The sequence below is a fragment of the Hymenobacter sp. genome, from assembly GCF_035709525.1.
In the GTDB taxonomy this organism is placed as follows: Bacteria; Bacteroidota; Bacteroidia; order Cytophagales; family Hymenobacteraceae; genus Hymenobacter.
In genome coordinates this window covers 50,037-71,756 of record NZ_DASTEP010000169.1, presented here as the reverse complement: position 1 = coordinate 71,756, position 21,720 = coordinate 50,037, and the positions used below count along the sequence as shown (strand labels likewise).

The window sequence follows — 21,720 nt, the reverse complement described above, 5'->3', positions numbered from 1 at the left end:
AGTAAAAAGAAAAACCCAGGCCCGAAAGCCTGGGTTTTGTGCAAAACAACGCTTCAGAATGCGGTCAAAAACGTCTATTTCAGTATTTCCCGCGAAATCACAATTTTCTGAATTTCCGAGGTGCCTTCGTAAATCTGCGTGATTTTAGCGTCGCGCATAAAGCGCTCAACGTGGTATTCTTTGACAAATCCATAACCGCCGTGAATCTGCACGGCCTCTACTGCCGAGTCCATCGCCACCTTGGAGGCGAAGAGCTTGGCCATGGCGCCGCTCTTGGCGTAGTCGGCGTGGTTGTCTTTGTCGGCGGCGGCTTGCAGGCACAGCAGGCGGGCGGCGTCTACGTTGGTGGCCATGTCGGCAAGCTTGAACTGAATGGCCTGGTGCTTGGCGATTTCAACGCCAAAGGCCTTGCGCTCCTTGGCGTACTTGATGCTGAGCTCGAGCGAGCCCGAGGCGATGCCCAGCGCCTGCGAAGCGATGCCAATGCGGCCGCCCGCCAGCACCTGCATGGCGAACTTGAAGCCGAAGCCGTCTTCGCCGACGCGGTTTTCCTTGGGCACCTTCACGTCATTGAACATGAGTGAGCAGGTGTCGGAGCCGCGAATGCCGAGCTTGTTTTCTTTCGGGCCCTGCTGGAAGCCTTCCATACCCTTTTCCACGATGAGCACGTTGATGCCGCGGTGCTTGAGCTCGGGGTTGGTTTGGGCAATAACCAGGTACACCGAGGCGGTGGTGCCGTTGGTAATCCAGTTCTTGGTGCCGTTCAGCAGGTAATGGTCGCCCTTGTCTTCGGCGGTGGTTTTCTGGCTGGTGGCGTCGGAGCCGGCTTCGGGCTCGGAGAGGGCAAACGCGCCGATAATCTCGCCCGAGCATAGGCGGGGCAGGTACTTGCGCTTCTGCTCTTCGGTGCCGTATTTCTCCAGGCCCCAGCAAACCAGTGAGTTATTCACCGACATGATAACCGAGCACGAGGCATCGACCTTGGAGATTTCCTCCATCGCCAGCACGTAGCTGATGGTGTCGAGGCCCGAGCCGCCGTATTCGGGGCTCACCATCATGCCCATAAAGCCGAGCTCGCCCATTTTCTTGATTTGCTCGGCGGGAAATTTCTGGTGCTCGTCGCGCTCAATTACGCCGGCCCACAGCTCGCTTTGGGCAAAGTCGCGGGCGGCATCGCGGACGGCCAGCTGCTCTTCAGTCAGCTGAAAAGGGGAGGCAGGCGCCATCGTATCAAACATAAAATGGGGTGGAATCGTGGCCGAAGCCGAGGGGTGGGAGAGAAGAACTTAGTAGCCGTAAAATTACGGGCGACGGATGGAATTCATCTGAAACAACAAAGCCGCCGAGCCGAATGATTTCGGCCCGGCGACTTGCTAATAACTAGGTAGCACCAGCCACGCGGCAGCTAGTTGCGGCGGCTGCCACTCATAAAGATGCTGACGTAGTAGAGCAGCGTAGCCAGCGAGCTGAGCGCGGCTACCACGTAGGTCATGGCGGCCCACCAGAGGGCGTCTTTGGCTCCTTCGTGCTCCTGCGCGGTCACTACGCCATTGCTGTCCATCCAGGCCAGGGCGCGGCGCGAGGCGTCGAACTCGACGGGCAGCGTGATGAAGGAAAACAGCGTGGTAAGCGCAAACAGCGCAATGCCCACGCCCAGCGGAATGAGGCTGGTGCGAATCATGAGCACGCCCGCCAGCAAAATGAAGGGCATGAACTTCGACACGGCCGACAGTGCCGGCACCATTGCCGAGCGGAATTTGAGGAAGCTATAAGCCTGGGCGTGCTGCACGGCGTGGCCGCACTCGTGGGCGGCTACGGCGGCGGCGGCCACCGAGCGCTCGTTGTACACGTCGGCGCTCAGGTTCACGGTTTTGTTGGTCGGGTCATAGTGGTCGGTGAGGCTGCCGTCGGTGCTGATAATCTGCACGTCGTAGATGCCGTTGTCGCGCAGCATCTTGGCGGCCACTTCGCGGCCCGTGAGGTTGGAGCGCAGGCCTTCCTGGCCGTACTGCTTGAACTTGCTGCGCAAGCGCCACTGCACGGCCGCGCTGGCAATCATTATGACGATGAGGAGGAGATACATGATGAAGAAAAGGTGAAGTGACTACTAAACGCTGAGCGTCCAGCGGAGGTTTCCGACAAGCAGGCGCACTACCTAGCCGCGTACTTTGGCCACAATACGCGACGTGCTGTAGCCCGTTACCAGCGGCACGGTCAAAACCTGCCCGCCTCTGTTCAACACCAGCTCGTGCCCCACAATTCCGCTTATCGCGTAGTCGTCGCCCTTCACCAGAATATCGGGCTGCACCAGCTCAATGAGGTGCAGTGGCGTGTCTTCGCCGAAGAAAACCACCGCATCCACAAAGGCCAGCGCGGCCATAATGCGCGCCCGCGACGTCTCATCCTGAATGGGCCGGCCGGGCTTAATGGCGCTCACTGAGGCGTCGGTATTGAGGCCCACCACGAGGCGGTCGCCGAGGGCGCGGGCCTTTTCGAGGTAGTCGACGTGGCCCAGGTGCAGCAAATCGAAGCAGCCGTTGGTGAACACGATGCGCTCGCCGGCGGCGCGCCAGGCGGCGAGCGTGGCGGTCAGTTGGGCTTCGGTAAGGATTTTGTCGGCGGTCATAATTTCATTTAACAGTTATCAATTAACATTTAACGGCTCATCAATCAACGGCTTACCAGCTCGTCTTTCGACAGCTGTTAACTGTTAATTGATAACTGTTAAATGACAACCTATTCCGTCGTCAGCGGCTCGTGGGCCAGCGCCTCGGCCTCCTCCACAATGCCGCGCTTGTCGGCCGCTGCCACGGCCACGAAGCTGATGCCGCCCATGAGTACTACCAGCAGCGTTTGGGCGCCGTGGACTACCAGCGCGTAGGCGATGCCAGCTTCCTTACTGATGCCATACACCAGCAAAATACCCTGCACCAGCACGTGAAACGGCCCGATGCCGCCCGCTACCGGCGCGGCCATGCCAAACGCCCCGAAGGTGAGCACTGCTAATCCGGCCTTCATATCTAGACCATAGGTTTCGGGAAAGCAGAAAAAGGCCAGGTAGTCGAGCAGGAAATACACCAGCCAGGTAAACAGCGAGTGCAGCAAGAAAGCGCCTTTGTTCTTCAGCTTGAGAATGCTGAATACACCGGCCAGCAAGCCTTTTACGAATACGACCCCTTTGTTAAACAGCTTGTTCTGCCGCAGCTTTTCGAGGTTGCGAAACAGCACGTAGCCCGTGCTGGCCAGCAGTACCAGCCCAATAACCGCCGCAATAATCAACGGGGTAGGATTGCGGGCGATGGTATCGGCCTTGCCGCCTAGCAGCTCGTTATTAAAGAATCCCCAAAAGGTCTTGAAATCGAGCAGCAGAGTACTACCAAGCAATAGCAGTAGTATCACCACGTCAATCACGCGCTCGGTGACCACGGTGCCCAGCGCCACCTGCACCGGCACGCCGCTGGTGCGCCGCAACACCGAGCAACGGATAACCTCGCCCGCGCGCGGCAGCACCAGGTTGGCGAGGTAGCCCACCATCATGGCGTGATACACCTGCCAGTAGGGGGCGGGGTGCTGGGAGGCGTCGAGCTGCATCTGCCAGCGGTAGGCGCGGCTGAAGTAGCCCAGCGCTGAAATCAACAGCGTGAGGCTCAGCCAGAAGTAATTGGCCGTGCGGATGTAGTGCCCGATGCGCGACAAATCCTGCCCGCGCACGGCATACCACATCAGCGCGCCCGAAATGCTGAGCAGCAGCGCGTACTTGAGAACGGTAAGCAGGTGCTTCATAGTCTGGGATGAGTGGGTGAGTGGATGCTAGGATGAGTGGATGAGCGTGGCTTAGGCGCTAGCAACCGGCCTAACCACTCATCCACTCATCCACTCACCCAGCTATCCGATTGTGCTGGTCGGGGAAAATGACGGTGGGCTGGTGCGCGCGGGCCTCGGCAAAGTCGATGAGCGCGTAGGAAAACACGATAACCACGTCGCCCACGGCCACGCGGCGGGCGGCGGGGCCATTGAGGCAGATGGTGCCCGTGCCGCGCTCGCCCCGGATGGTGTAGGTCTCGAGGCGCTCGCCGTTGTTGACGTTCACGACCGTTACCTTCTCGTTTTCAACCATGTTGGCCGCGTCGAGCAGGTCTTCGTCGATGGTGATGCTGCCCACGTAGTGCAGCTCGGCCTGGGTAACCTTAACGCGGTGAATCTTAGACTTGAGAACTTCGATGTGCATAAAAGCGAGATAAAATAGCGCGTAAAGATACCGAGGCGCGGGCCGGGCGCCGGGCATGGGCCGCGCCGCGCCTTGCGGTAGGCTTTAGGATAGGTAAGGAGCGCGGCGTAGCTTAGCCGCCAAACTGCCGCTTCGTTTTCCCCTTTTCGCATGAAAATCACCAAGCTGCTCGTCGCCAACCGGGGCGAAATCGCCATTCGCGTGTTCCGCGCCGCCTCCGAGCTGGGCATCCCCACGGTGGCCCTCTACACCTTCGAGGACCGCTATTCGCTGCACCGCTACAAGGCCGACGAGGCCTACCAAATCGGGCGCGACGACGAGCCGCTGCGGCCCTACCTCGACATTGAGAGCATCATCAAAGTGGCCCAGGAAAACGGCGTTGATGCCATTCACCCCGGCTATGGCTTCCTCAGCGAAAACGCCACCCTGGCCCGTCGCTGCCGCGAGGAAAACATCATTTTCGTAGGCCCGCGCCCCGAGGTGATGGAGGCCCTCGGCGACAAAGTAGCCGCCAAAGAAGTGGCCCAGCGCTGCGGTGTGCCCCTCATCGAAAGCAGCGAAGCCGACCTCACCGACATCGACGTGGCCCTCACCGAGGCCCACCGCATCGGCTATCCCGTGATGCTGAAAGCCGCTAGCGGCGGCGGTGGCCGTGGCATGCGCGTCATTCGCGACGACGAGCAGTTGCGCAAGGGCTTTTTTGAAGCTCGGAATGAGGCCCAGAATGCCTTTGGCGACGATACGGTATTCCTGGAAAAATTTGTGGAGCGGCCCAAGCACATCGAGGTGCAGCTGGTGGGCGACCAGCACGGCCACCTCACGCACCTCTACGAGCGCGACTGCTCGGTGCAGCGCCGCTTCCAAAAGGTGGTTGAAATCGCGCCCGCCGTCGACCTCACCGAGTCGCTACGGCAGCGGCTGTATGGCTACGCCCTGCAAATCGGCAAGGCCGTGGGCTACGACAACGTGGGCACGGTCGAGTTTCTGGTCAATCCCGAATTGGACCGCATTTACTTTATCGAAGTCAACCCCCGCATCCAGGTCGAGCATACCGTGACCGAGATGATAACGGGTGTGGACTTGATTAAGACGCAGCTGTTTATCGCCTCAGGCTTGCCGCTGGAGTCGCCCGAAATCGGGCTGGGCCCCGACGTGGTGGTGCCGCGCATGGGCGTGGCTGTGCAGTGCCGCATCACGACCGAAGACGCTACCAACGACTTCAAGCCCGACTACGGCACGGTGGTGGCCTACCGCTCGGCGGGCGGCTTCGGCATCCGCCTCGACCAAGGCTCGGTGTACCAGGGCGCGGTGATTTCGCCTTTTTTCGATTCGCTGCTGGTGAAGGTTTCGACCCAGGCGCCCACGCTGGCCAGTGCCGCCCAGAAAATGCTGCGCACGCTGGATGAGTTTCGGGTGCGCGGGGTGAAAACCAATATGCAGTTTCTGCAAAACATCGTGCGTAATGCTGACTTCCAGGCCGGCCACGCGACCGTTGATTTCATCAAGGACCACCCCGAACTGCTGACCTTTAAAACGCGGCTCGACCGCGCCACGCGGGCGCTGCACTACCTCGGCGAGGTGACGGTGAACGGCAACCCCGACGTGGCCGGCCGCGTGGACGAGCGCCGCCAGATTCGCAAGCCCCCGCTGCCCGCCGCCGACCTTATTGCCCCGCCCGCCGCCGGCACTCGACAGAAATTATTAGAGCTTGGCCCCGAGGGCTTTGCCAAGTGGCTGCGCGCCGAGCCGCTTATCCATTACACCGATACCACGCTGCGCGACGCCCACCAAAGCCTGCTGGCCACGCGGATGCGGACCATCGACATGCTGAAAGTGGCCGGCCGCTACGCCCGCCAGCACCCGCAGACGTTTTCGATGGAAGTATGGGGCGGCGCGACCTTCGACGTGGCGCTGCGCTTTTTGCACGAAGACCCCTGGGCGCGGCTGGTGCAGCTGCGCGAGGCGGTGCCCAATATCCTGCTGCAAATGCTGATACGCGGGGCCAACGGCGTGGGCTACAAGGCGTACCCGGACAACCTGACCGAGAAATTCGTGGCCACGGCCAGCGAAAAAGGCGTGGACTTGTTCCGCATTTTTGACTCCTTGAACTGGATGAAGGGCATGGAAGGCTGCATCAACTACGTGCGCCGCCAAACGCCCGGCCTCGCCGAAGGCAGCATCTGCTACACCGGCGACATCCTCGACCTCAGCCGGCCCAAGTATAACCTCGATTACTACCTCACACTGGCCCGGCAGCTCGAAGAGGCTGGCGCGCACGTCCTCTGCATCAAGGACATGGCGGGTTTGCTCAAGCCCTACGCCGCCGCCGAGCTGATACCCGCGCTGCGCGAAACGGTGAAAATTCCGATTCACCTGCACACCCACGACACGAGCAGCCTGCAAGCCGCCACCTACCTCAAAGCCGTGGAGGCGGGCGTGAACGTGATTGACGTAGCGCTGGGCGGCCTCTCGGGCCTCACCTCGCAGCCCAACTTCAACTCGGTGGTCGAGATGCTGCGCCACTCGCCGCGCCACCGCGAGTTCGACCAGCAGAGCCTCAACCAGTTCAGCGACTACTTCGAGGCGCTGCGCGAGCAGTACTACCCCTTCGAGAGTGGCCTGCTGGCCGGCACGGCTGAGGTGTACGAGCACGAAATTCCCGGCGGCCAGTACTCCAACCTGCGGCCGCAGGCGGCGGCGCTGGGCCTACTTGACAAGTTTGGGGAGGTGAAGCAGCGCTTCCACGACGCCAACGAGCTGCTGGGCGACATTCCCAAGGTGACGCCTTCGTCGAAGGTAGTCGGCGATTTGTCGCTGTTCATGGTGTCGAACAACCTGACGCCGCAGGACGTGCTCGAAAAAGGCCCCACGCTCAACTTCCCCGAGTCAGTGCGCGAACTGCTGCGCGGCGACATCGGGCAGCCGGAGGGCGGCTGGCCCGAGGACATGCAGCGCGCCGTGCTACGCGACGAGCAGCCCTTCACCGAGCGACCCGGCGAGCATTTGGCTCCCATTAATTTTGACAAGGAATGGGCCGCGTTTGAGAAAGCACATCCTTATGCGCAGTTCACCGACCTGCTGTCCAGCCTGCTCTACCCCAAGGTGTTTGCCGACTACTGGGAATTCCGCAAGAGCTACGGCGACGCGAGCCGCATCCCGACGCCGGTGTTTTTCTTCGGCCTGAAGGAAGGCGAGGAAACCATCATCGAAATCGCCAAGGGCAAGTCGATTATCATTCGCCTGCAAAGCATCGGCCCGGTAAATGCGGAGGGGATGCGGACCATGTTCTTCACCCTCAACGGCCAAACGCGCAACCTCGAAGTGCGCGACCAGAGCGTGGAAGTCAAGACCGTGCACAACCAGAAAGCCGACCGCGCCAACCCCAAGCACGTCGCCGCCCCGCTGCAAGGCCTGCTGAGCAAAGTGCTGGTGCAAGCCGGCCAGCAAGTCGCGAAAAACATGCCGCTTTTCGTAATCGAAGCCATGAAAATGGAAACCACCATCACGGCCCCCGAAGACCTGACGGTGGGCAGCCTCGCGCTCGGCGAGGGCACCCGCGTGCTGGCCGACGACTTGGTGCTGACGGTGGCGTAAAACCTATAGCGGTGTTTTCCTCATGCGTATTCTGATTTTCACGCTCGCCTGCCTCACGTTGCCGCTGCTTTGTGCGGCGCAGACATCCGATTTACAAATCGATTCCCGCGAGGGCACGCTGAACGACCGCTACGCGCTGGGGTATTTTATGACGCCGCGCGGCGAAGTGGCGGCGCAGGGTAGCGTGTTTTTGGTGCCCGGCTGGACGCCTGGGCAGCTCTACCTGGCCGGCAACACCAAGCCGATTGCCGCGCCGCTCAAGTACGACATCTACAGCCAGGAAGTGCGCGCCCGCCGCCCCAACGGCGACTCGGTGGCCGTGGCCGTGGCTAAGGTCAAAGAATTCGCCCTGGCCAACCGGCACTTTGTGTGCTACCCGGCCGCTACCCTTCCCACCGAGGTAGGGGGCGGCTGCGCCGAAGTGCTGGCCGATGGCAGCCATGCCCAGCTACTCAAGTTTGCCCGGAAGGTGCTGGTGAAGCAGTCCAGCCAAGCCGGCTCTTACGCTTCCAGCTCGACCATCAGCGTACTGGAAGAGCAGAAGTTCTACTACCTGCGCTGGCCCGCCGATGGTCACTTCACGCCCATGCGCCTCAAGCGCGCCAGCCTGGAGCAGGTACTCGCCGGGCAGCCCGCCGCCCTGGCCGCTCTCAAAGCCCGCAAGGGCAGTTTGAACTCCGAAGCCGACATGGCCGCCGCGGTGGCCGCCATCGACACGCTGCTCACCGCGCCGCCGCGCTAGCTTTACCAATTCCTCTTCCTGATGCGTATTTCCTTGTTACTAGGCTGCCTGGCCGTGGCCGCCGGCCGGCCCGCCGCCGCCCAAACCAAAACCGCCGTGTCGGCCGCTACCGTGCGGCGCGTGCTCACGACCCTGGCCGCCGACGACATGCAGGGCCGCGCTACCGGGCAGCCCGGCCAGGAAAAAGCGGCCGAGTTTCTGGCCGGCGAGTTTCGGCGCATCGGCTTGCAGCCGCTGCCGGGCGCTACGGGCTTCATGCAGGAGTTTCCGGTGTATGAAACCACGCTCGGCAGCGTGGCCGTGGCGCTGGATGGCGCGGCCGTGCCCGCCGCCCAGGTATTTGCCCGCACCACGCAGCCCACCCTGGCCTGGACCGAGCAGGACAGCGTGGCCGTGCTGGTGCTGAAAACCCGGCAGGACATACAGCCCAACTTCGAAGCAGTTTTTCGGCCCAAAAAGAATACGCTGGTGCTTTTCGACCCCGCGCTGGCTGCTACGTTCAGCTCGCTGGTCGAGCAGTTTAGAAAGCCGCAGCTGCGCGCCGAGGCGGCGGGTAGCCCCGCCAGCAGCGTGTGGGCGCTGGCAGCGGGGCCCGCGCCGCGCACCTTCCGCGTGGCCGCCAGCACCAGTACTAAACCCCTGACTATCCGCAATGTGGCGGGCTACCTGCCCAGCCGGGGCGCGCACGCCAGGGAGAAAGTTATTTTCTCGGGCCACTACGACCACCTGGGCATCATCAAGCCCGTGGCGGGCGACTCCATTGCCAACGGGGCCGACGACGATGCCAGCGGCACTACCGCCGTGGTGGCGCTGGCCGAGTACTTCAAAAAGCGCCACGACAATGCCCGCTCGCTCATCTTCGTGGCCTTCACGGCCGAAGAAATCGGCGGCTTCGGGGCGCGCTACTTCTCGCAGCAGCTCAAGCCGGAGGAGCTGACTGCTATGTTCAACATCGAGATGATAGGCAAGGAGGCCAAGTTCGGGCCGAAAACGGCCTTCATTACGGGCTTCGATAAGTCGGACTTTGGCCCTTTGCTACAAGCCAACCTCCAGGGCACCGAGTTCAAATTTGAGCCCGACCCGTACCCAGCGCAAAACCTGTTTTACCGCTCCGACAACGCCACCCTGGCCCGGCTGGGCGTGCCGGCCCACACCATCAGCACCGACCAGATTCCCGACGACAAGCTCTACCACAGCGTAGACGACGAGGTGAGTAGCCTGAATGTGGAGAACATGACGGCCGTGATTTCGGCCATCGCGCGCAGCGCCGAAGGCATCGTGGCGGGCCGGCAAACGCCCACGCGCATCGCGCCCGAGCCGGCGCGGTAGGTTATGAATATATTACTGATGTAATGGAGAACGTAAGCGGCTGTAAATTGCGCGCTTACTTCACTTTTTTAGTGCGTATGTTCCTGAAACGCCTACTTTTTCTTGGCTTGGCGCTGTGCCTGCACGCTACTACCGCTTCGGCCCAGTTTGCTTTCTACCACTTCTTCAGCTTCGATGTTATCAGGCCGCAGCCGCTGGTAGTGCTGCTGCAAGAAGAAAATCCCAAAGAGCTGCGCAAGCTGGCCGACAAGCCGCAGGAACTGGCCGACTACAAAGCTTACATTGCCTACTACAATAAGCAAATCCAGCTGCTGGCCCCGCAGTATTGGAAGTTCTCGCCTTCGGTAGAGTTTCGGCCCGAGTCGGCGCTCAAGGAAATACGGGCCGCCAAGGGCAAGCGGACGGTGGTGCTGCGCTACGAAACCCACACCAACGGAGCCAGTACTGGCGGCTACAACAGCGTTTTTATGGGCTCGCGCAAGGTGGCATCGATGGAGCTGACTACCCCTGGCAGCGGCGACCAAAATCTAGAGTGGAGCTGCCCCGCGCCCCTTGACCTGATGTACCCGAGCGATATCATCTTTGCCCTCAAAAACATCCAGCTGATGCTGGAAAAAGACCTTAAGCGCAAAACCCGCTACGATGCGGGGGTGCCCCGCCGCGACATAGAACAGCAAGAGCGAGCCGACGCCCTGGTGGCCAACCAAGCCGACGCCGCCCTCATCCGCACCCGCACGCTGCTCATCGCGGAGGCCGACCTCAGCCCCAAGCTCACGGCCGAAGACATCAAGCAGCTGTATCCCTACCCGTTTCAGGTGGTGCCCCGCGCCACCATCGAAGCGGCCGTGCAAGCCGCCGACACCCGCTACACCTACGTGCGGCGGATGAGCCAATCGGTGGAGGTAATCGGGCCATATCTGATTGATGCGGCTACCAGCCGCACGCTGGCCATTGCTAATACCAGCGGCGTAGGTGGGAGCAAGCACGAGCTTCTGAACAAGGACGACTTTAAAATATTTACGGCCTACGTCAGGAAGCACGAGCAGTAAGACGATTGAGCTACTAATGCGTCGGGCCCTGCTTAGTGGAGTAACTTGGGGCCGGAAGGAATCGTACCTTCCGGCCCCGTTTCATTTTTAGGCCCCAGCGTATGCCGCACCCCGTTTTTCCGAAAAACCGCCCCGCGCTGAGCATCACACTACTGGGCTGCCTGCTACTGGCCGCCGCGCCCGCCCGCGCCCAAACGCCGCTCGGCCAGCCCTCGCTCGATGAGGCCAAGGTGCAGGTGTGGTGCGCCACCGCGCGCTTTGTGTACGAAGACGCTGGCCGGCCCAACCTCAAGCGCAGCCTGCGCTGCGAGGGCGGCCTGCCCGCGCTGGCCGCCAGCCTGCGGCCCGATAGCCTGCGCGTGTATTCGCTGCTGTATCAGCCTGTTGAGGATAAAGGTAAGATTTATAAAGGTTTGAAGGACAATCCGGCCCGGCTCAACGCACTGGTGAAAGCCATCGTGGCCAAGCTAAAGTCCTCGCCGGCCCGGCAGCGCGACCCCGCCCGCCTGGCCCGCCTGCAAGTGCTCGAAAAGCGCCTCACCGACTACGTGCTCACGGGCCTGCCGCCCGGCAACGGCCGCGACGATGCCGCCCCCGATGCCGACACCAGCGCCAGCGCCGCCCCCGGCCCCGCCGAAGCCGCCGAGGCGGCCGGCTTTGGCACCCCGGCTGCCCGCGCGGCGGCTGGCGCGCCCGAGCCCGTGCTCAATCGGCTTTTTGCGCCGCTGGCGCTGATATTAAGTATTTTGGCTTTGGTGTTGTTTGGGGTGCTGCGGGCCAGCATGGGCCGCGAGCTGCGCCAGCTGCGCCGCCTGGCCAGCCTGGCCCCCGAGCTTAGCCCTACCCAGCAGCGGCAGGTAGAGGAACTGGTGGCGCGGCGCGTGGCCGAAGCCCTGCGCGAGCGCGACGCCAATCCACCAACTAATGAGGCCCAAGCGTGAGCCACGAGAGCCGTTCAATAATAATGATGAAAATAACCGCTATTTCCACGGCTGCCGCCGTACTGCTGCTGGCCGCCTGCCGCAATTCGCCGCCGACGCAGGCCGGCATTTCGCCTTCCAAATCCAACAGCGGGCGCGACCGCATGACCGAGCCGGCCACCGCCGAGCGCCTGCACCCCACCGCCAGTTCTACTGCCTTGACCTACCCCCCAACGCGCCGCGACGCGCACACCGATACCTACTTCGGCACCACCGTGGCCGACCCCTACCGCTGGCTTGAAGAGCTGGACTCGCCCGAAACCAAAGCCTGGGTGACGGCCGAAAACAAGGTGACGTTTGACTACCTCAGCCGCATCTCGTTTCGCGACAAGGTGCGCGAGCGCCTCACCAAGCTCTGGAACTACGAGCGCTACGGCGTGCCCAGCGTGGAGGGCGACCTGCTGATTTTCAGCAAGAACGATGGATTGCAAAACCAGGCCGTCATTTACGCCGTGAAGAAAGGCGAGCCGCTCGAAAACGCGGTGGTGCTGCTCGACCCCAACAAGTTTTCGGCCGACGGCACTACCGCCCTGGCCGGGATGCACTTCAGCAACGACCACCGCTACCTGGCCTACGCTACCAGTGGCGGCGGCTCGGACTGGCAAAAGGTGCACCTGCTCGACATGCAAACCCGCCAGCCCCTGCCCGACGAGCTGAACTGGGTGAAGGTATCGGGCGTGTCGTGGGCCGGCAAAGGCTTCTACTACAGCGGCTACGACGCGCCCAAGGCCGGCGAAAACAGCCTGGCCGGCAAAAACGAGTACCACAAGGTGTACTACCACGCGCTCGGCACGCCCCAAAGCGCCGACAAGCTGGTGTACGAAGACAAAACCAAGGCGCTGGGCTTCCGCATCGCGGGCGTAACCGACGACGAGCGCTTCCTGTTTCTGAACCTCACCGACAGCAAGGCCGATGGCAACAAGCTGCTGGTGCGCGACCTCAAAGACCCCAAGCAGGCCACTGCCTGGGCGACGCTACAACCTAGCTACGAGTTCGATACGAGCGTAATCGGCAACGTGGGCGGCGAGCTGCTGGTGTACACCAACGACCACGCGCCCAACTTCAAGGTAGTCCGCATCGACCCCAAGAAGCCCCAGCCGGCCAACTGGAAAACGGTGATTCCCGAAGCGAAAGAGAAGCTCGAAGGCATCAGCCAGGCGGCCGGCTACCTGCTGGCTACCTACCTGCACGATGCCAGCTCGCAGGTGAAAGTGTACACTGAAGTAGGTGAATACAAACACGATGTGGAACTGCCGGCTATCGGCACGGCGGCGGGCTTTGGCGGACGGCGCACCGACAAGGACTTGTACTACGCCTTCACGTCGTTTACCTACCCGACTACCATTTACAAGTACGACCCGGCCACCAACCAGAGCACCGTGTTCAAGGCGCCGAAGGTGGACGTGAACCCGGCCGAGTACCTCACCACGCAGGTGTTCTACGCCAGCAAGGACGGCACCAAGATTCCGATGTTCATCACCCACAAGCGCGGCGTGAAGCTCAACGGGAAGAATCCCACGTACTTATACGCCTACGGCGGCTTCAACGTGAGCCTGACGCCCGGCTTTTCGGCCGCCCGCATGCTGTGGCTGGAAAATGGCGGCGTGCTCGCCATCCCCAACCTGCGCGGCGGCGGCGAGTACGGCGAGGCCTGGCACAAGGCCGGCATGACGCCCAACAAGCAAAACGTGTTCGACGACTTTATCGCGGCGGCCGAGTACCTGAAGGTGCTGAATTACACCGATACCGACCACCTCGCCATTGCGGGCGGCTCGAACGGCGGCCTGCTCGTGGGCGCGACCATGACGCAGCGGCCCGACCTCTGCAAAGTGGCCTTCCCGGCCGTGGGGGTGATGGATATGCTGCGCTACCAGAAGTTTACCATCGGCTGGAACTGGGCCCCCGAGTACGGCACCTCCGATGACAAAGCGCAGTTTGAGAACCTCTACCGCTTCTCGCCGCTGCACACCCTCAAGCCCGGCACCAGCTACCCGGCCACCCTCATCACCACTGCCGACCACGACGACCGCGTGGTGCCGGCGCACTCCTTCAAGTTTGCCGCCGCCCTGCAAGCCGCCCAGGCCGGCCCCAACCCCACGCTCATCCGCATCGATGTGAACGCCGGCCACGGCGCGGGCAAAAGCACCAAGCTGCAAATCGACGAGTGGGCCGACATCTGGAGCTTTGCCTTTTATAACATGGGCGTGAACCCGATGGGTAAATAAGGCTTTCCTGGCCTAAAACACGTTCGTCATGCTGAGCGCAGCCGAAGCATCTCTATCGCTTCCTTCAATGGTGCGGTAGAGATGCTTCGACAAGCTCAGCATGACGAACGTGTTTTTTAGCTGCTTATGAACAGTCACTTACGGCATTCCTTTGCCGCCCGCCGCGCCATAAATCTGTCCGGTGGCGTAGCTGGCATCGCTGGCGGCGAGCTGCACGTAGATGCTGGCTAGCTCCACCGGCTGGCCGGGGCGCTTCATGGACGTGTCGCCGCCGAACTTGACCAGCTTTTCCTGGGTAGCGCCGCCGCTCACTTGCAGGGGCGTCCAGATGGGGCCAGGGGCCACGCCATTCACGCGGATGCCTTTGGGGGCCAGCTGCTTGGCCAGCGAGCGCACGTAGTTGGTGGTAGCGGCCTTGGTCTGGGCGTAGTCGTAGAGGTCTTCCGACGGGTCGGTGGCCTGCTCCGAGGTAGTGCTGATGATGGCCGAGCCGGGCGGCAGGTGCGGCAGCGCAGCCTTAATAATCCAGAACGGCGCGTAGATGTTGGTTTTCATCGTCCAGTCGAACTGCTCGGTCGAGATGTCCAGAATGGAGCCGTGGGCCTGCTGCCGGGCCGCGTTGCTGACCACGATATCGAGCCCGCCGAGCTGGCGCACGGCGTCCTCAACCAGCTTTTTGCAGAACGCCTCGTCGCGCAAATCGCCCGGAATGGCAATGCCCTTGCGGCCTTCTTTCTTGATGAGGGCGATAACCTCTTTGGCATCAGCCTCTTCGGCGGGTAGGTAGTTGATGGCTACGTCGGCCCCTTCGCGGGCGTAGGCGATGGCGGCGGCGCGGCCCATGCCCGAGTCGCCGCCCGTGATAAGCGCCTTACGGCCTTGCAGGCGGCCCGAGCCTTTGTAGCTGGTTTCGCCGTGGTCGGGTCGGGGCTCCATCTGGCCGGCCAGGCCGGGCCAGGGCTGCGACTGCCCCTTGAAGGGCGGCCGCGGGTACTTGGTGGTGGGGTCTTGCAGCGGGGTGGCGGTGGGGCCGGGGGCGGCCTCGGCCCCCAGGATGGGCGCGGTGGCGGCCACGGCCAGGCTGGCGCCCAGGCCACCCAGCAGCTTGCGGCGGCTGATGTTTTCTTGTTCCATAAAGCGGGGATAGTAACTGAAATTGCTTGCTTCAGGTATACGTAATCCCGGCTTTATGGCTGTGAGCAGCTGAGCTTTATAGTGGAGCTTTCGTGCTCTATAGCCGGGCTTGTCGGTTGGTACAGTGCGAGCGCAAGTAGACTGAAATCCGACCCAGCGCCGGGGCCAAAAGGCAACCATTACCTGGGCCGAAAACACCGCGTATTTCGCAAGCAGTCAACCAACGAAAGATGCCCGGCCAAGTACACTTGGCCGGGCATCTTACAGACAAAAGGCAGCGGAGCAGGTGCTACTCCACCACCTCCAGCACGGTGCGAAAAGACACGTAATTACCCTTGAATTTTTTATCCATCTCGGCGCGCAGGGCCGGCGCGAAGTGCTCCTGGTAGGCTTCTAGTTGCTCCAGGCTCACGGCAAAATACTGGGCGGCGTAGGTGATGCCGTTGTCTTCCTCGTTGAGCAGGCGCAACAGGGTGCTTTTGATAAAGCAGCCGGTGCCGACTACCTCGGCCATGTGGTGCTCGCGCATATAAGCTACCCATTCGTCGGCAATGCGGGGCTCAAGGCTGGTCGTGACGTTGTAGAGAATCATGAGTTAAATGGTTGAATTGCTGGATGTTTGGATTGTTGAATGGTTGAACTGGTAAATGGTCGAATTGTCAGGTGGTCTTTCAACTCAGCAATTCAACCATTCACCAGTTCAACCATTCAACAATCCAACTCACACCCGCATGTGGTCGAATTGAAAATCGGTGATGCGGGCCTGAATGTCTTTGGGCGAGAGCTTTTCGCGGGCGGCGGCCTGGGCCAGGGCGGGCAGCTCCTGGTCGCCGGCCAGGCGTAGAGTCAGAATCTGCTTAAGCGTGAGGATTTTCTCTAACTCCGCGAAGCGCTGGCCGCTCACTTCGAAGTAACGTTGGCGCACTTCGAGCCGGGCGATGCGGTCCTGCAAGGTAAGAGCGTAGTGCTGGCGCAGCATCACGACCGCCACGAAGAACAGCAGCGTAACGGCGGCCAGTGAAAACCAGAGGCGCGAAATTTCGGAGTCGTCGCCGGCCACGCCTACGTAGCGCCGGATGGTGTAGATGACCATTACCAGCGTGAGTGGCAGCACTACAAAATGGTGCAGCGGGTAGTAGCGAACGGGGTTTTTGGCGGCCATAGCGGGGAAAGGAGTGAGGGAAGTAAGCCAAACGAAAAAACTCCGGCCGGGGCCGGAGTTTTCACTAAAAAAGGCGGGAGTGCGGGCCAGGAACTACGATTTGCGGGCTTCTTTTTCGGCGCGCTTTTGAGCTTTGAGCTGCTCGCGGGCGGCTTTTTCCTGCTCGCGGACGGCTTTGTTGGCCTGCTCCTGCTGCTTGAGCTGCTCCTTTTGCTGCTTGGCGGCGAGGCGTTGTTCTTTCAGTTGGCGCTTGAGGTCGTCGGCCTGGTTTTGCTGGTCTTTGAGGGCGCGGCGGCTGTCTTTCACCGAGGCCTCAGAGGCCTTGCGGGCATCGCGCTGCTGGTCGTAGGTGGCTTGCGCGCCCTGCACGGTTTGGGCGGGGGCGGCGGTAGCGGGGTCGGGCGTGGTGGTCTGGGCGTGGGCCGAGGTAGCGGCCAGGCTGGCTACGGCGAAGGTGGCCAGCAGCAGAAATTTTTTCATGAAGATAGTGTGAACAGCTAATTGGCTGGCAGTTATTTAACGTGAAATACTAGCCCAAAGGTTATGCCGCCGTGCCACTACTGAGCAAGGTGTCGGCGGCCAGTTGGTACTACTTAGTGGTGGGCGTGGGCCACGGCGGCCGGGGCTTCGGCGCAGCCGCTGCGGCAGCCGTCGGGCAGCTCGCTGTCTTCGACCTGCACCGTGCTGTGGTGGATGTGAAACTCGCGCAGCAGCCCGGCCGACAGGTCGGCGAGCCAGGCCGCGTCGGCCCCGCCGGGGCGCACGAGGTGAGCCATGAGGGCGGTGTCGTGGCCGTCGCTGCTCATGCTCCAGATGTGCAGGTCGTGCAAACTCTGCACGCCCGGCCGGCTTAGCATAAACTGCCGAACCTTTTCTAAATCAATGCCATCGGGCACGGCCTGCAAGCCCAGCCGGATGGTGTCGCGCAGCAAACCCCACGAGCCCACCGCGATAACCGCCAGCAGCCCCAGGCTGATAATGGGGTCGAGCCACGCCCAGCCGGTAAAGTGCGTAATAGCCCCGCCCACTACCACGCCCAAACTCACGAGCGCATCGGTGAGCATGTGCAGGTAAGCCCCGCGCACATTCACGTCGCCCTTCTGGCCCGCCCGGAACAGCCAGGCCGTGAAGCCATTGATGGCGATGCCGGTGCCAGCCAGCAGCATTACCGCGCCGGTTTTCACGGGCTCGGGGTGGCGTAGGTGGTCGATGGTTTCCCACAAGATGAAACCCAGCGCGCCGTAGAGCAGCGCCGCATTCAGCAAGGCCGCCTGAATGGTAGCGCCCCGGTAGCCAAACGTGTAGCGCGCCGTGGCCGGCCGCCCCGCCAGCCAGGCCGCGCCCCAGGCCAGGGCGAGGCTCAGTACATCGCTCAGGTTGTGGCCCGCATCGGAGAGTAGCGCGGCCGAATTGGCCCACAGCCCACCGATGGCCTCGACCACCACGAAGGCCAGATTGAGCCCGATGCCCAAGGCGAAGGCGGCGCTGAACTTGCCCCCGGCCGGCGGGGCGGCGTGGGCGTGGCCGGCGTGCGAGTGGTCGTGGGGCATAAGGAGCGCAATGGGATAGCACAGCTAAACGCAAAATAGCGCACTTAGATTTTAAGACTGCATAAACCTTTTACAATTAGAAAGTTAGAATTTTAAGGGCACTTAGGCCCCTCAATGACAAACCGTTTTACTAGTGGCACTTCCATGATAACACCCTGAGAGCTCTGGCGCTGAACGAGCAAAATATCAAGCTGCAATTGGTCGCCAAGCTGGCTGACACTCGCCAAGTCTCTCATATCTCCCTGCGGCCCCTGCACCATCTTTTCGGCGAGTTGCCCTGGTACCAATTCAACAGCCTTGCCCTGGCGCAGTAGCCTAGCTCGGAATCTGGCCACCCGATAGCGAGCATCCTCGGGGAGTATTTCGGCAAAATCCTTGTCGGGAATAGTGCGAAAAGTAAGGGTATGCAGTATTCGCTCTTCGTTGGGTGGCGCATCATCCGCTTCTATACAACCGCTCGAGTAGCATTTTATCATGGGTAGCGGCGGTGGCACAGCCTTAAACTCGTGCCGAAACAGCAATCGTTGCCCTCGGTAAGCCCAAAGTACTACCAGTGGAGCTAAGGGACATAGCAGTAACCGCCGTTGTTTAGTATCAAGACGCACGGTAGCGCCCATGGCTTTGAAACGAACGGGAGGCAACTGCCCACGCAAGGCAGTTGGGAACAGCAATGGGTTTTGGCAGCCGATAAATAAGGTGATGGAACCGGGGTTGACGTTACAGGGCACTAACTCCAGCTTCCGCTGCGAGCGCACTGTGGTAGTGGTATCAGTGGTAGTGAGAAGCCCGTCGTCGGCTACAGCGGCGGTCGAGTCCGTTGCTACGATGCGCGTAGTATCATTGGTTGGTTGGCTCCAGTCGTCCCTTACTCTTTCCCTAATCATTTGGTATTTCAGCCGCCACGGTCCTGCCGCCCGGCTTTGCGCGGCCAACTCGTTCCAGTGCCCGTTTAGAAGCCAGCACAGTAATAGTAACAGCACAGTTTTCATACGCAGGTAAAGCAAAGCATACGTCCTCAAAACGTTACAACGGCACCAACTGCCTGTTTCTTATCAAGAAAAGAGGGATTCACAGAACGTTCAAATTCTGCGAATCCCTCTTTCTATTTCCCGCAACTTCGTGCGAAATCTCCTTACTTAAACGCCAGCGGCACCACCACTTTCACGCTCACCGTGCGGCCCATGTTAAACACGCCGCGCCGGCCCGTGGTATAATTGACATCGGCGTATTTGAGGCGGCTCAGGTGCGACTGGTAGGCTACGTCGAACAGGTTGTTGGCCGTGACGAACACCGAAAACAGTGTGCGCCCCTTGCTGTCGGCCACGTCGGTGCCCGCGCCAGCGTTGAACAAAGTGTAGGCCGGCGTAGCCGTTTCCGTATCAAACGCTGCGAAGTAGCGGTTTTGGGCGAAGGTTTGCTCTAGCTGAAAGCGCACGTAGGTGTTGGTGAGGCGCTTGCCCTGGCGGCGGAAGTTGCCGCGCAGCTCCGATTGCAGGCGGTCGGCCGGGATGAAGGGTAGGAATTGCTGGTCTTCGGATACGCCGAGCTGGCGGGCGCGCACCATCGAAAACGAGTTTTCGAAGTGCAGCCAGTCGAGCGGGTGCGGGTGAAAATCGAGCGTGGCCTCGCCGCCCAGCAGCCGCGCCCAGCCCTGCACGTAGTTGAAGAGCCCAATGTCCGGCCCCGTCGATACCAGCGAGTCCTGGCCGGCCGCGTTCAGCACGCGCCGCGAAAAGATGTAGCCATCGATGCTGTTCTCAAAAGCATCGACGCTAAAGCGCACATGCTCCGACGAGTAGCTCACGCCGGCGTCGAGCTGCAGGCTGGTCTCGGCCTTGAGGCCCGGCTGGCCCACCTCGTAGCGAATGGTGCCCTCGTGCACGCCGTTCGAGCCCAGCTCGGCAATGTTGGGCGCGCGGAAGCCGCGCGAAATGTTAGCCTTCACCGTCAGCCGGTCGCTCAGGTTATAGGCCGCGCCCAGGCTGCCGCTGTAGTTGTTGAAATTGCTTGTGAAGCCCGGAAACTTGGTTTCGGCCCCGGCGGTGCCGGCCGGCACGGGCTGCTCGTCGGCGTCGAGGTAGAGGCTTTGCGCCCGGATGCGGCGCACGTCGTAGCGCAGCCCGCCGCTGAGGTCGAGCCCGCCAAACGACTTTTTCAGCACCCCAAACACGCCGCCCTCGCTCAGGTTGTAGGCCGGAATCAGAAATTCCGCGCCCAGGTTGCGGTTTTGCTGGTGCAGGCCGCTGGTGCCCACGGCCAGGTTCCAGCCGCTCATTTCGGGCAGAAAGTAGCGCAGCGCGTAGTCCACGGTGCGCAGCTGGAAGTACAAGTCGGGCGTGTCGGGCGCGAGGGCGTTGCCAAACTCGCGGCGCAGATTCTGCTGGTAGTTGACCTGCATAGCCAGCCGGCCACCCTTTTGCCCGATGATGAAGCTGTTATCGACCCCGAAGCGCAGGTGGTTGATGCGCTGGCGCGGCACCTGCAACGTGTAGCCCGAGCCGTTGTCGCCGACCACCGCCGACTCGACCTGCCCGCCCACGGCCACATCGCGCAAAAAGCGCCCCGTCAGGCTGTCGCGCCCGCCTTCTATCAGGCCCACGTTTTGGTTGAACGAGCTGAACGTGAGGTGCGAGTAGCCCCAGCTTTTATTCAGGCCCACGTAGCCGTTGGCGTCCCACTCATTAAAGCCCGAGTTGAAAACCCGGCCGTCGTAGCGGTTGCGGTAGTCGCCGGCCACCTTGCGGGTGCCGCGCACCAGCCAGTTCAGGCCGTTGATGTTGCCCGCATTCATGAGCGAGTAGCCCTGCTGGCGGTTGTTGGTCTGGTAGTTAGCCGTGGCCTGCCCCGTAATGCGGCCTTCGGCGATGGGGTCGGGCGAGAGGAAGTTGATGACGCCGGCCATCGCATCCGAGCCATACAGCAGCGAGCCCGGCCCCTTGATAATCTCGGCCCGGTCGATGCTAAACTCATCAAGCTCAATGCCGTGCTCGTCGCCCCACTGCTGGCCTTCCTGCCGCGCGCCGTTGTTCAGCGTCACCACGCGGTTGTAGCCCAGCCCGCGCACCACGGGCTTGCTGATGGCCGCCCCGGTCGTAATCTGGCTGATGCCCGGCGTGTGCGCGATGGCGTCAATGACGTTGGTGGCCGAGGTTTGATTGAGGCGCGTGCGGTCGACTACCGTAGTGGGCACCGGCGAGCGGCGCAGCTCGGTGGCCTGGCTCACGCCCGTCACCACTACCTGCCCGATTTCGGTGGCGGCCGGCGTCAGCTTGAAGTCGAGCGGCTGGCCGTTGCCGGTGTCCACGAGCTGGCTTATCGTATTGTAGCCCAGCGAAGTGATTTGCACCGTAAACCGCCCGCGCGGTAGGTTGGCGAAGCTGAAGCGCCCGTCGGCATCGGTGGCCGTGCCCTGCTTGAGGTCGGGAAAAACGACGTTGGCCCCCGGTAGCGGCTCGCCAGTAGCGGCGTCGGTGAGGCGGCCCGTAACGACGGCCGCCGCCCGCGGGCGGGCTACCGTAGTGGGCGCGGCCTGGCCGGCCGCCGCCAGTGGCAACGCGCTGGCAAGTAGTAAAATAGAAGATGCGCGAAGCATAAGAATAATCCTTAAAGAAAACGGTAAAAGACAGCTGCGCCCTGGCCCCGCAAACAAACCCCGGCCAGCGGCCAGAGTCTGTTCGCATTTTCTCTAAAACCAAACCAGAGAAAGGCCAGCGTACCCGCGCCTGGG

General features: G+C 61.7%; 18 protein-coding genes. 6 read left to right on the top strand and 12 right to left on the bottom strand.

Annotated features, from left to right (window positions below):
- Positions 1–74: 74 nt before the first annotated feature.
- The 5 genes from VFO93_RS14665 to panD all read right to left on the bottom strand — a co-directional run bounded on the left by VFO93_RS14665 (position 75) and on the right by panD (position 4,228).
- Positions 75–1,226: an acyl-CoA dehydrogenase gene (locus tag VFO93_RS14665; RefSeq protein WP_325135142.1), complete on the bottom strand. Its 1,152-nt coding sequence runs from the start codon at positions 1,224–1,226 to the stop codon at positions 75–77.
- Between the two features lie 179 nt (positions 1,227–1,405).
- Entirely contained in the window at positions 1,406–2,083 is a 678-nt protein-coding gene (locus tag VFO93_RS14660) for a zinc metallopeptidase (protein WP_325135141.1), read from the bottom strand.
- 72 nt (positions 2,084–2,155) lie between these two features.
- On the bottom strand, positions 2,156–2,626 hold the full coding sequence (rfaE2, locus tag VFO93_RS14655; protein WP_325135140.1) for a D-glycero-beta-D-manno-heptose 1-phosphate adenylyltransferase: 471 nt from the start codon (positions 2,624–2,626) through the stop codon (positions 2,156–2,158).
- A gap of 110 nt (positions 2,627–2,736) precedes the next feature.
- The gene (locus tag VFO93_RS14650; RefSeq protein ID WP_325135139.1) at positions 2,737–3,783 is read right to left on the bottom strand and encodes a lysylphosphatidylglycerol synthase transmembrane domain-containing protein; all 1,047 of its coding nucleotides are present in this window, start codon (positions 3,781–3,783) and stop codon (positions 2,737–2,739) included.
- Positions 3,784–3,877: 94 nt separating this feature from the next.
- Positions 3,878–4,228 (bottom strand): aspartate 1-decarboxylase, encoded by a 351-nt coding sequence (gene panD, locus VFO93_RS14645; protein WP_325135138.1) that lies wholly within the window; start codon positions 4,226–4,228, stop codon positions 3,878–3,880.
- 150 nt (positions 4,229–4,378) lie between these two features.
- Between panD and VFO93_RS14640 the strand changes: the two genes are divergently transcribed.
- From VFO93_RS14640 to VFO93_RS14615, 6 genes are all read left to right on the top strand, one after another.
- Entirely contained in the window at positions 4,379–7,822 is a 3,444-nt protein-coding gene (locus VFO93_RS14640) for a pyruvate carboxylase (protein ID WP_325135137.1), read from the top strand.
- A 22-nt stretch (positions 7,823–7,844) separates the two neighbouring features.
- The gene (locus tag VFO93_RS14635) at positions 7,845–8,564 is read left to right on the top strand and encodes a hypothetical protein (protein ID WP_325135136.1); all 720 of its coding nucleotides are present in this window, start codon (positions 7,845–7,847) and stop codon (positions 8,562–8,564) included.
- 21 nt (positions 8,565–8,585) lie between these two features.
- On the top strand, positions 8,586–9,893 hold the full coding sequence (locus tag VFO93_RS14630; protein ID WP_325135134.1) for a M20/M25/M40 family metallo-hydrolase: 1,308 nt from the start codon (positions 8,586–8,588) through the stop codon (positions 9,891–9,893).
- 77 nt (positions 9,894–9,970) lie between these two features.
- On the top strand, positions 9,971–10,942 hold the full coding sequence (locus VFO93_RS14625) for a hypothetical protein (protein ID WP_325135133.1): 972 nt from the start codon (positions 9,971–9,973) through the stop codon (positions 10,940–10,942).
- 101 nt (positions 10,943–11,043) lie between these two features.
- A complete protein-coding gene (locus tag VFO93_RS14620; protein WP_325135132.1) occupies positions 11,044–11,883 on the top strand; it encodes a hypothetical protein in 840 nt (279 codons plus the stop codon).
- A 23-nt stretch (positions 11,884–11,906) separates the two neighbouring features.
- Positions 11,907–14,147 carry a prolyl oligopeptidase family serine peptidase gene (locus tag VFO93_RS14615; RefSeq protein ID WP_325135131.1) on the top strand — a complete coding sequence of 747 codons (2,241 nt, stop codon included), beginning with the start codon at positions 11,907–11,909 and terminating at the stop codon, positions 14,145–14,147.
- A 138-nt stretch (positions 14,148–14,285) separates the two neighbouring features.
- On the opposite strand, the gene VFO93_RS14610 is transcribed toward VFO93_RS14615, so the two are convergent.
- The 7 genes from VFO93_RS14610 to VFO93_RS14580 all read right to left on the bottom strand — a co-directional run bounded on the left by VFO93_RS14610 (position 14,286) and on the right by VFO93_RS14580 (position 21,585).
- Positions 14,286–15,281 (bottom strand): SDR family oxidoreductase, encoded by a 996-nt coding sequence (locus VFO93_RS14610; RefSeq protein ID WP_325135130.1) that lies wholly within the window; start codon positions 15,279–15,281, stop codon positions 14,286–14,288.
- Positions 15,282–15,570: 289 nt separating this feature from the next.
- The gene (locus tag VFO93_RS14605) at positions 15,571–15,873 is read right to left on the bottom strand and encodes a DUF4286 family protein (protein ID WP_325135129.1); all 303 of its coding nucleotides are present in this window, start codon (positions 15,871–15,873) and stop codon (positions 15,571–15,573) included.
- A 129-nt stretch (positions 15,874–16,002) separates the two neighbouring features.
- Positions 16,003–16,443, bottom strand: a complete 441-nt coding sequence (locus tag VFO93_RS14600) for a DUF6526 family protein (protein WP_325135128.1) — start codon at positions 16,441–16,443, stop codon at positions 16,003–16,005.
- A 93-nt stretch (positions 16,444–16,536) separates the two neighbouring features.
- Positions 16,537–16,923 carry a hypothetical protein gene (locus tag VFO93_RS14595; RefSeq protein ID WP_325135127.1) on the bottom strand — a complete coding sequence of 129 codons (387 nt, stop codon included), beginning with the start codon at positions 16,921–16,923 and terminating at the stop codon, positions 16,537–16,539.
- Between the two features lie 113 nt (positions 16,924–17,036).
- Positions 17,037–17,993: a cation diffusion facilitator family transporter gene (locus tag VFO93_RS14590; protein WP_325135126.1), complete on the bottom strand. Its 957-nt coding sequence runs from the start codon at positions 17,991–17,993 to the stop codon at positions 17,037–17,039.
- Positions 17,994–18,085: 92 nt separating this feature from the next.
- Complete coding sequence (locus tag VFO93_RS14585) at positions 18,086–18,982, bottom strand: hypothetical protein (RefSeq protein ID WP_325135125.1); 897 nt, start codon at positions 18,980–18,982, stop codon at positions 18,086–18,088.
- A gap of 143 nt (positions 18,983–19,125) precedes the next feature.
- Positions 19,126–21,585, bottom strand: coding sequence for a TonB-dependent receptor (locus tag VFO93_RS14580; RefSeq protein ID WP_325135124.1), 2,460 nt, complete (start codon positions 21,583–21,585; stop codon positions 19,126–19,128).
- Positions 21,586–21,720 lie beyond the last annotated feature (135 nt).

What these genes read in the sequence shown, in the direction of transcription:
- VFO93_RS14635 (WP_325135136.1), top strand. Translation starts at nt 7,845, where the DNA reads ATGCGTATTCTGATTTTCACGCTCGCCTGCCTCACGTTGCCGCTGCTT.
- VFO93_RS14650 (WP_325135139.1), bottom strand. Translation starts at nt 3,783, where the DNA reads ATGAAGCACCTGCTTACCGTTCTCAAGTACGCGCTGCTGCTCAGCATT.
- VFO93_RS14590 (WP_325135126.1), bottom strand. Translation starts at nt 17,993, where the DNA reads ATGCCCCACGACCACTCGCACGCCGGCCACGCCCACGCCGCCCCGCCG.
- VFO93_RS14585 (WP_325135125.1), bottom strand. Translation starts at nt 18,982, where the DNA reads ATGAAAACTGTGCTGTTACTATTACTGTGCTGGCTTCTAAACGGGCAC.
- panD (WP_325135138.1), bottom strand. Translation starts at nt 4,228, where the DNA reads ATGCACATCGAAGTTCTCAAGTCTAAGATTCACCGCGTTAAGGTTACC.
- VFO93_RS14665 (WP_325135142.1), bottom strand. Translation starts at nt 1,226, where the DNA reads ATGGCGCCTGCCTCCCCTTTTCAGCTGACTGAAGAGCAGCTGGCCGTC.
- VFO93_RS14615 (WP_325135131.1), top strand. Translation starts at nt 11,907, where the DNA reads ATGATGAAAATAACCGCTATTTCCACGGCTGCCGCCGTACTGCTGCTG.
- VFO93_RS14630 (WP_325135134.1), top strand. Translation starts at nt 8,586, where the DNA reads ATGCGTATTTCCTTGTTACTAGGCTGCCTGGCCGTGGCCGCCGGCCGG.
- VFO93_RS14660 (WP_325135141.1), bottom strand. Translation starts at nt 2,083, where the DNA reads ATGTATCTCCTCCTCATCGTCATAATGATTGCCAGCGCGGCCGTGCAG.
- VFO93_RS14620 (WP_325135132.1), top strand. Translation starts at nt 11,044, where the DNA reads ATGCCGCACCCCGTTTTTCCGAAAAACCGCCCCGCGCTGAGCATCACA.
- rfaE2 (WP_325135140.1), bottom strand. Translation starts at nt 2,626, where the DNA reads ATGACCGCCGACAAAATCCTTACCGAAGCCCAACTGACCGCCACGCTC.
- VFO93_RS14610 (WP_325135130.1), bottom strand. Translation starts at nt 15,281, where the DNA reads ATGGAACAAGAAAACATCAGCCGCCGCAAGCTGCTGGGTGGCCTGGGC.
- VFO93_RS14600 (WP_325135128.1), bottom strand. Translation starts at nt 16,443, where the DNA reads ATGGCCGCCAAAAACCCCGTTCGCTACTACCCGCTGCACCATTTTGTA.
- VFO93_RS14640 (WP_325135137.1), top strand. Translation starts at nt 4,379, where the DNA reads ATGAAAATCACCAAGCTGCTCGTCGCCAACCGGGGCGAAATCGCCATT.
- VFO93_RS14605 (WP_325135129.1), bottom strand. Translation starts at nt 15,873, where the DNA reads ATGATTCTCTACAACGTCACGACCAGCCTTGAGCCCCGCATTGCCGAC.
- VFO93_RS14625 (WP_325135133.1), top strand. Translation starts at nt 9,971, where the DNA reads ATGTTCCTGAAACGCCTACTTTTTCTTGGCTTGGCGCTGTGCCTGCAC.
- VFO93_RS14595 (WP_325135127.1), bottom strand. Translation starts at nt 16,923, where the DNA reads ATGAAAAAATTTCTGCTGCTGGCCACCTTCGCCGTAGCCAGCCTGGCC.
- VFO93_RS14580 (WP_325135124.1), bottom strand. Translation starts at nt 21,585, where the DNA reads ATGCTTCGCGCATCTTCTATTTTACTACTTGCCAGCGCGTTGCCACTG.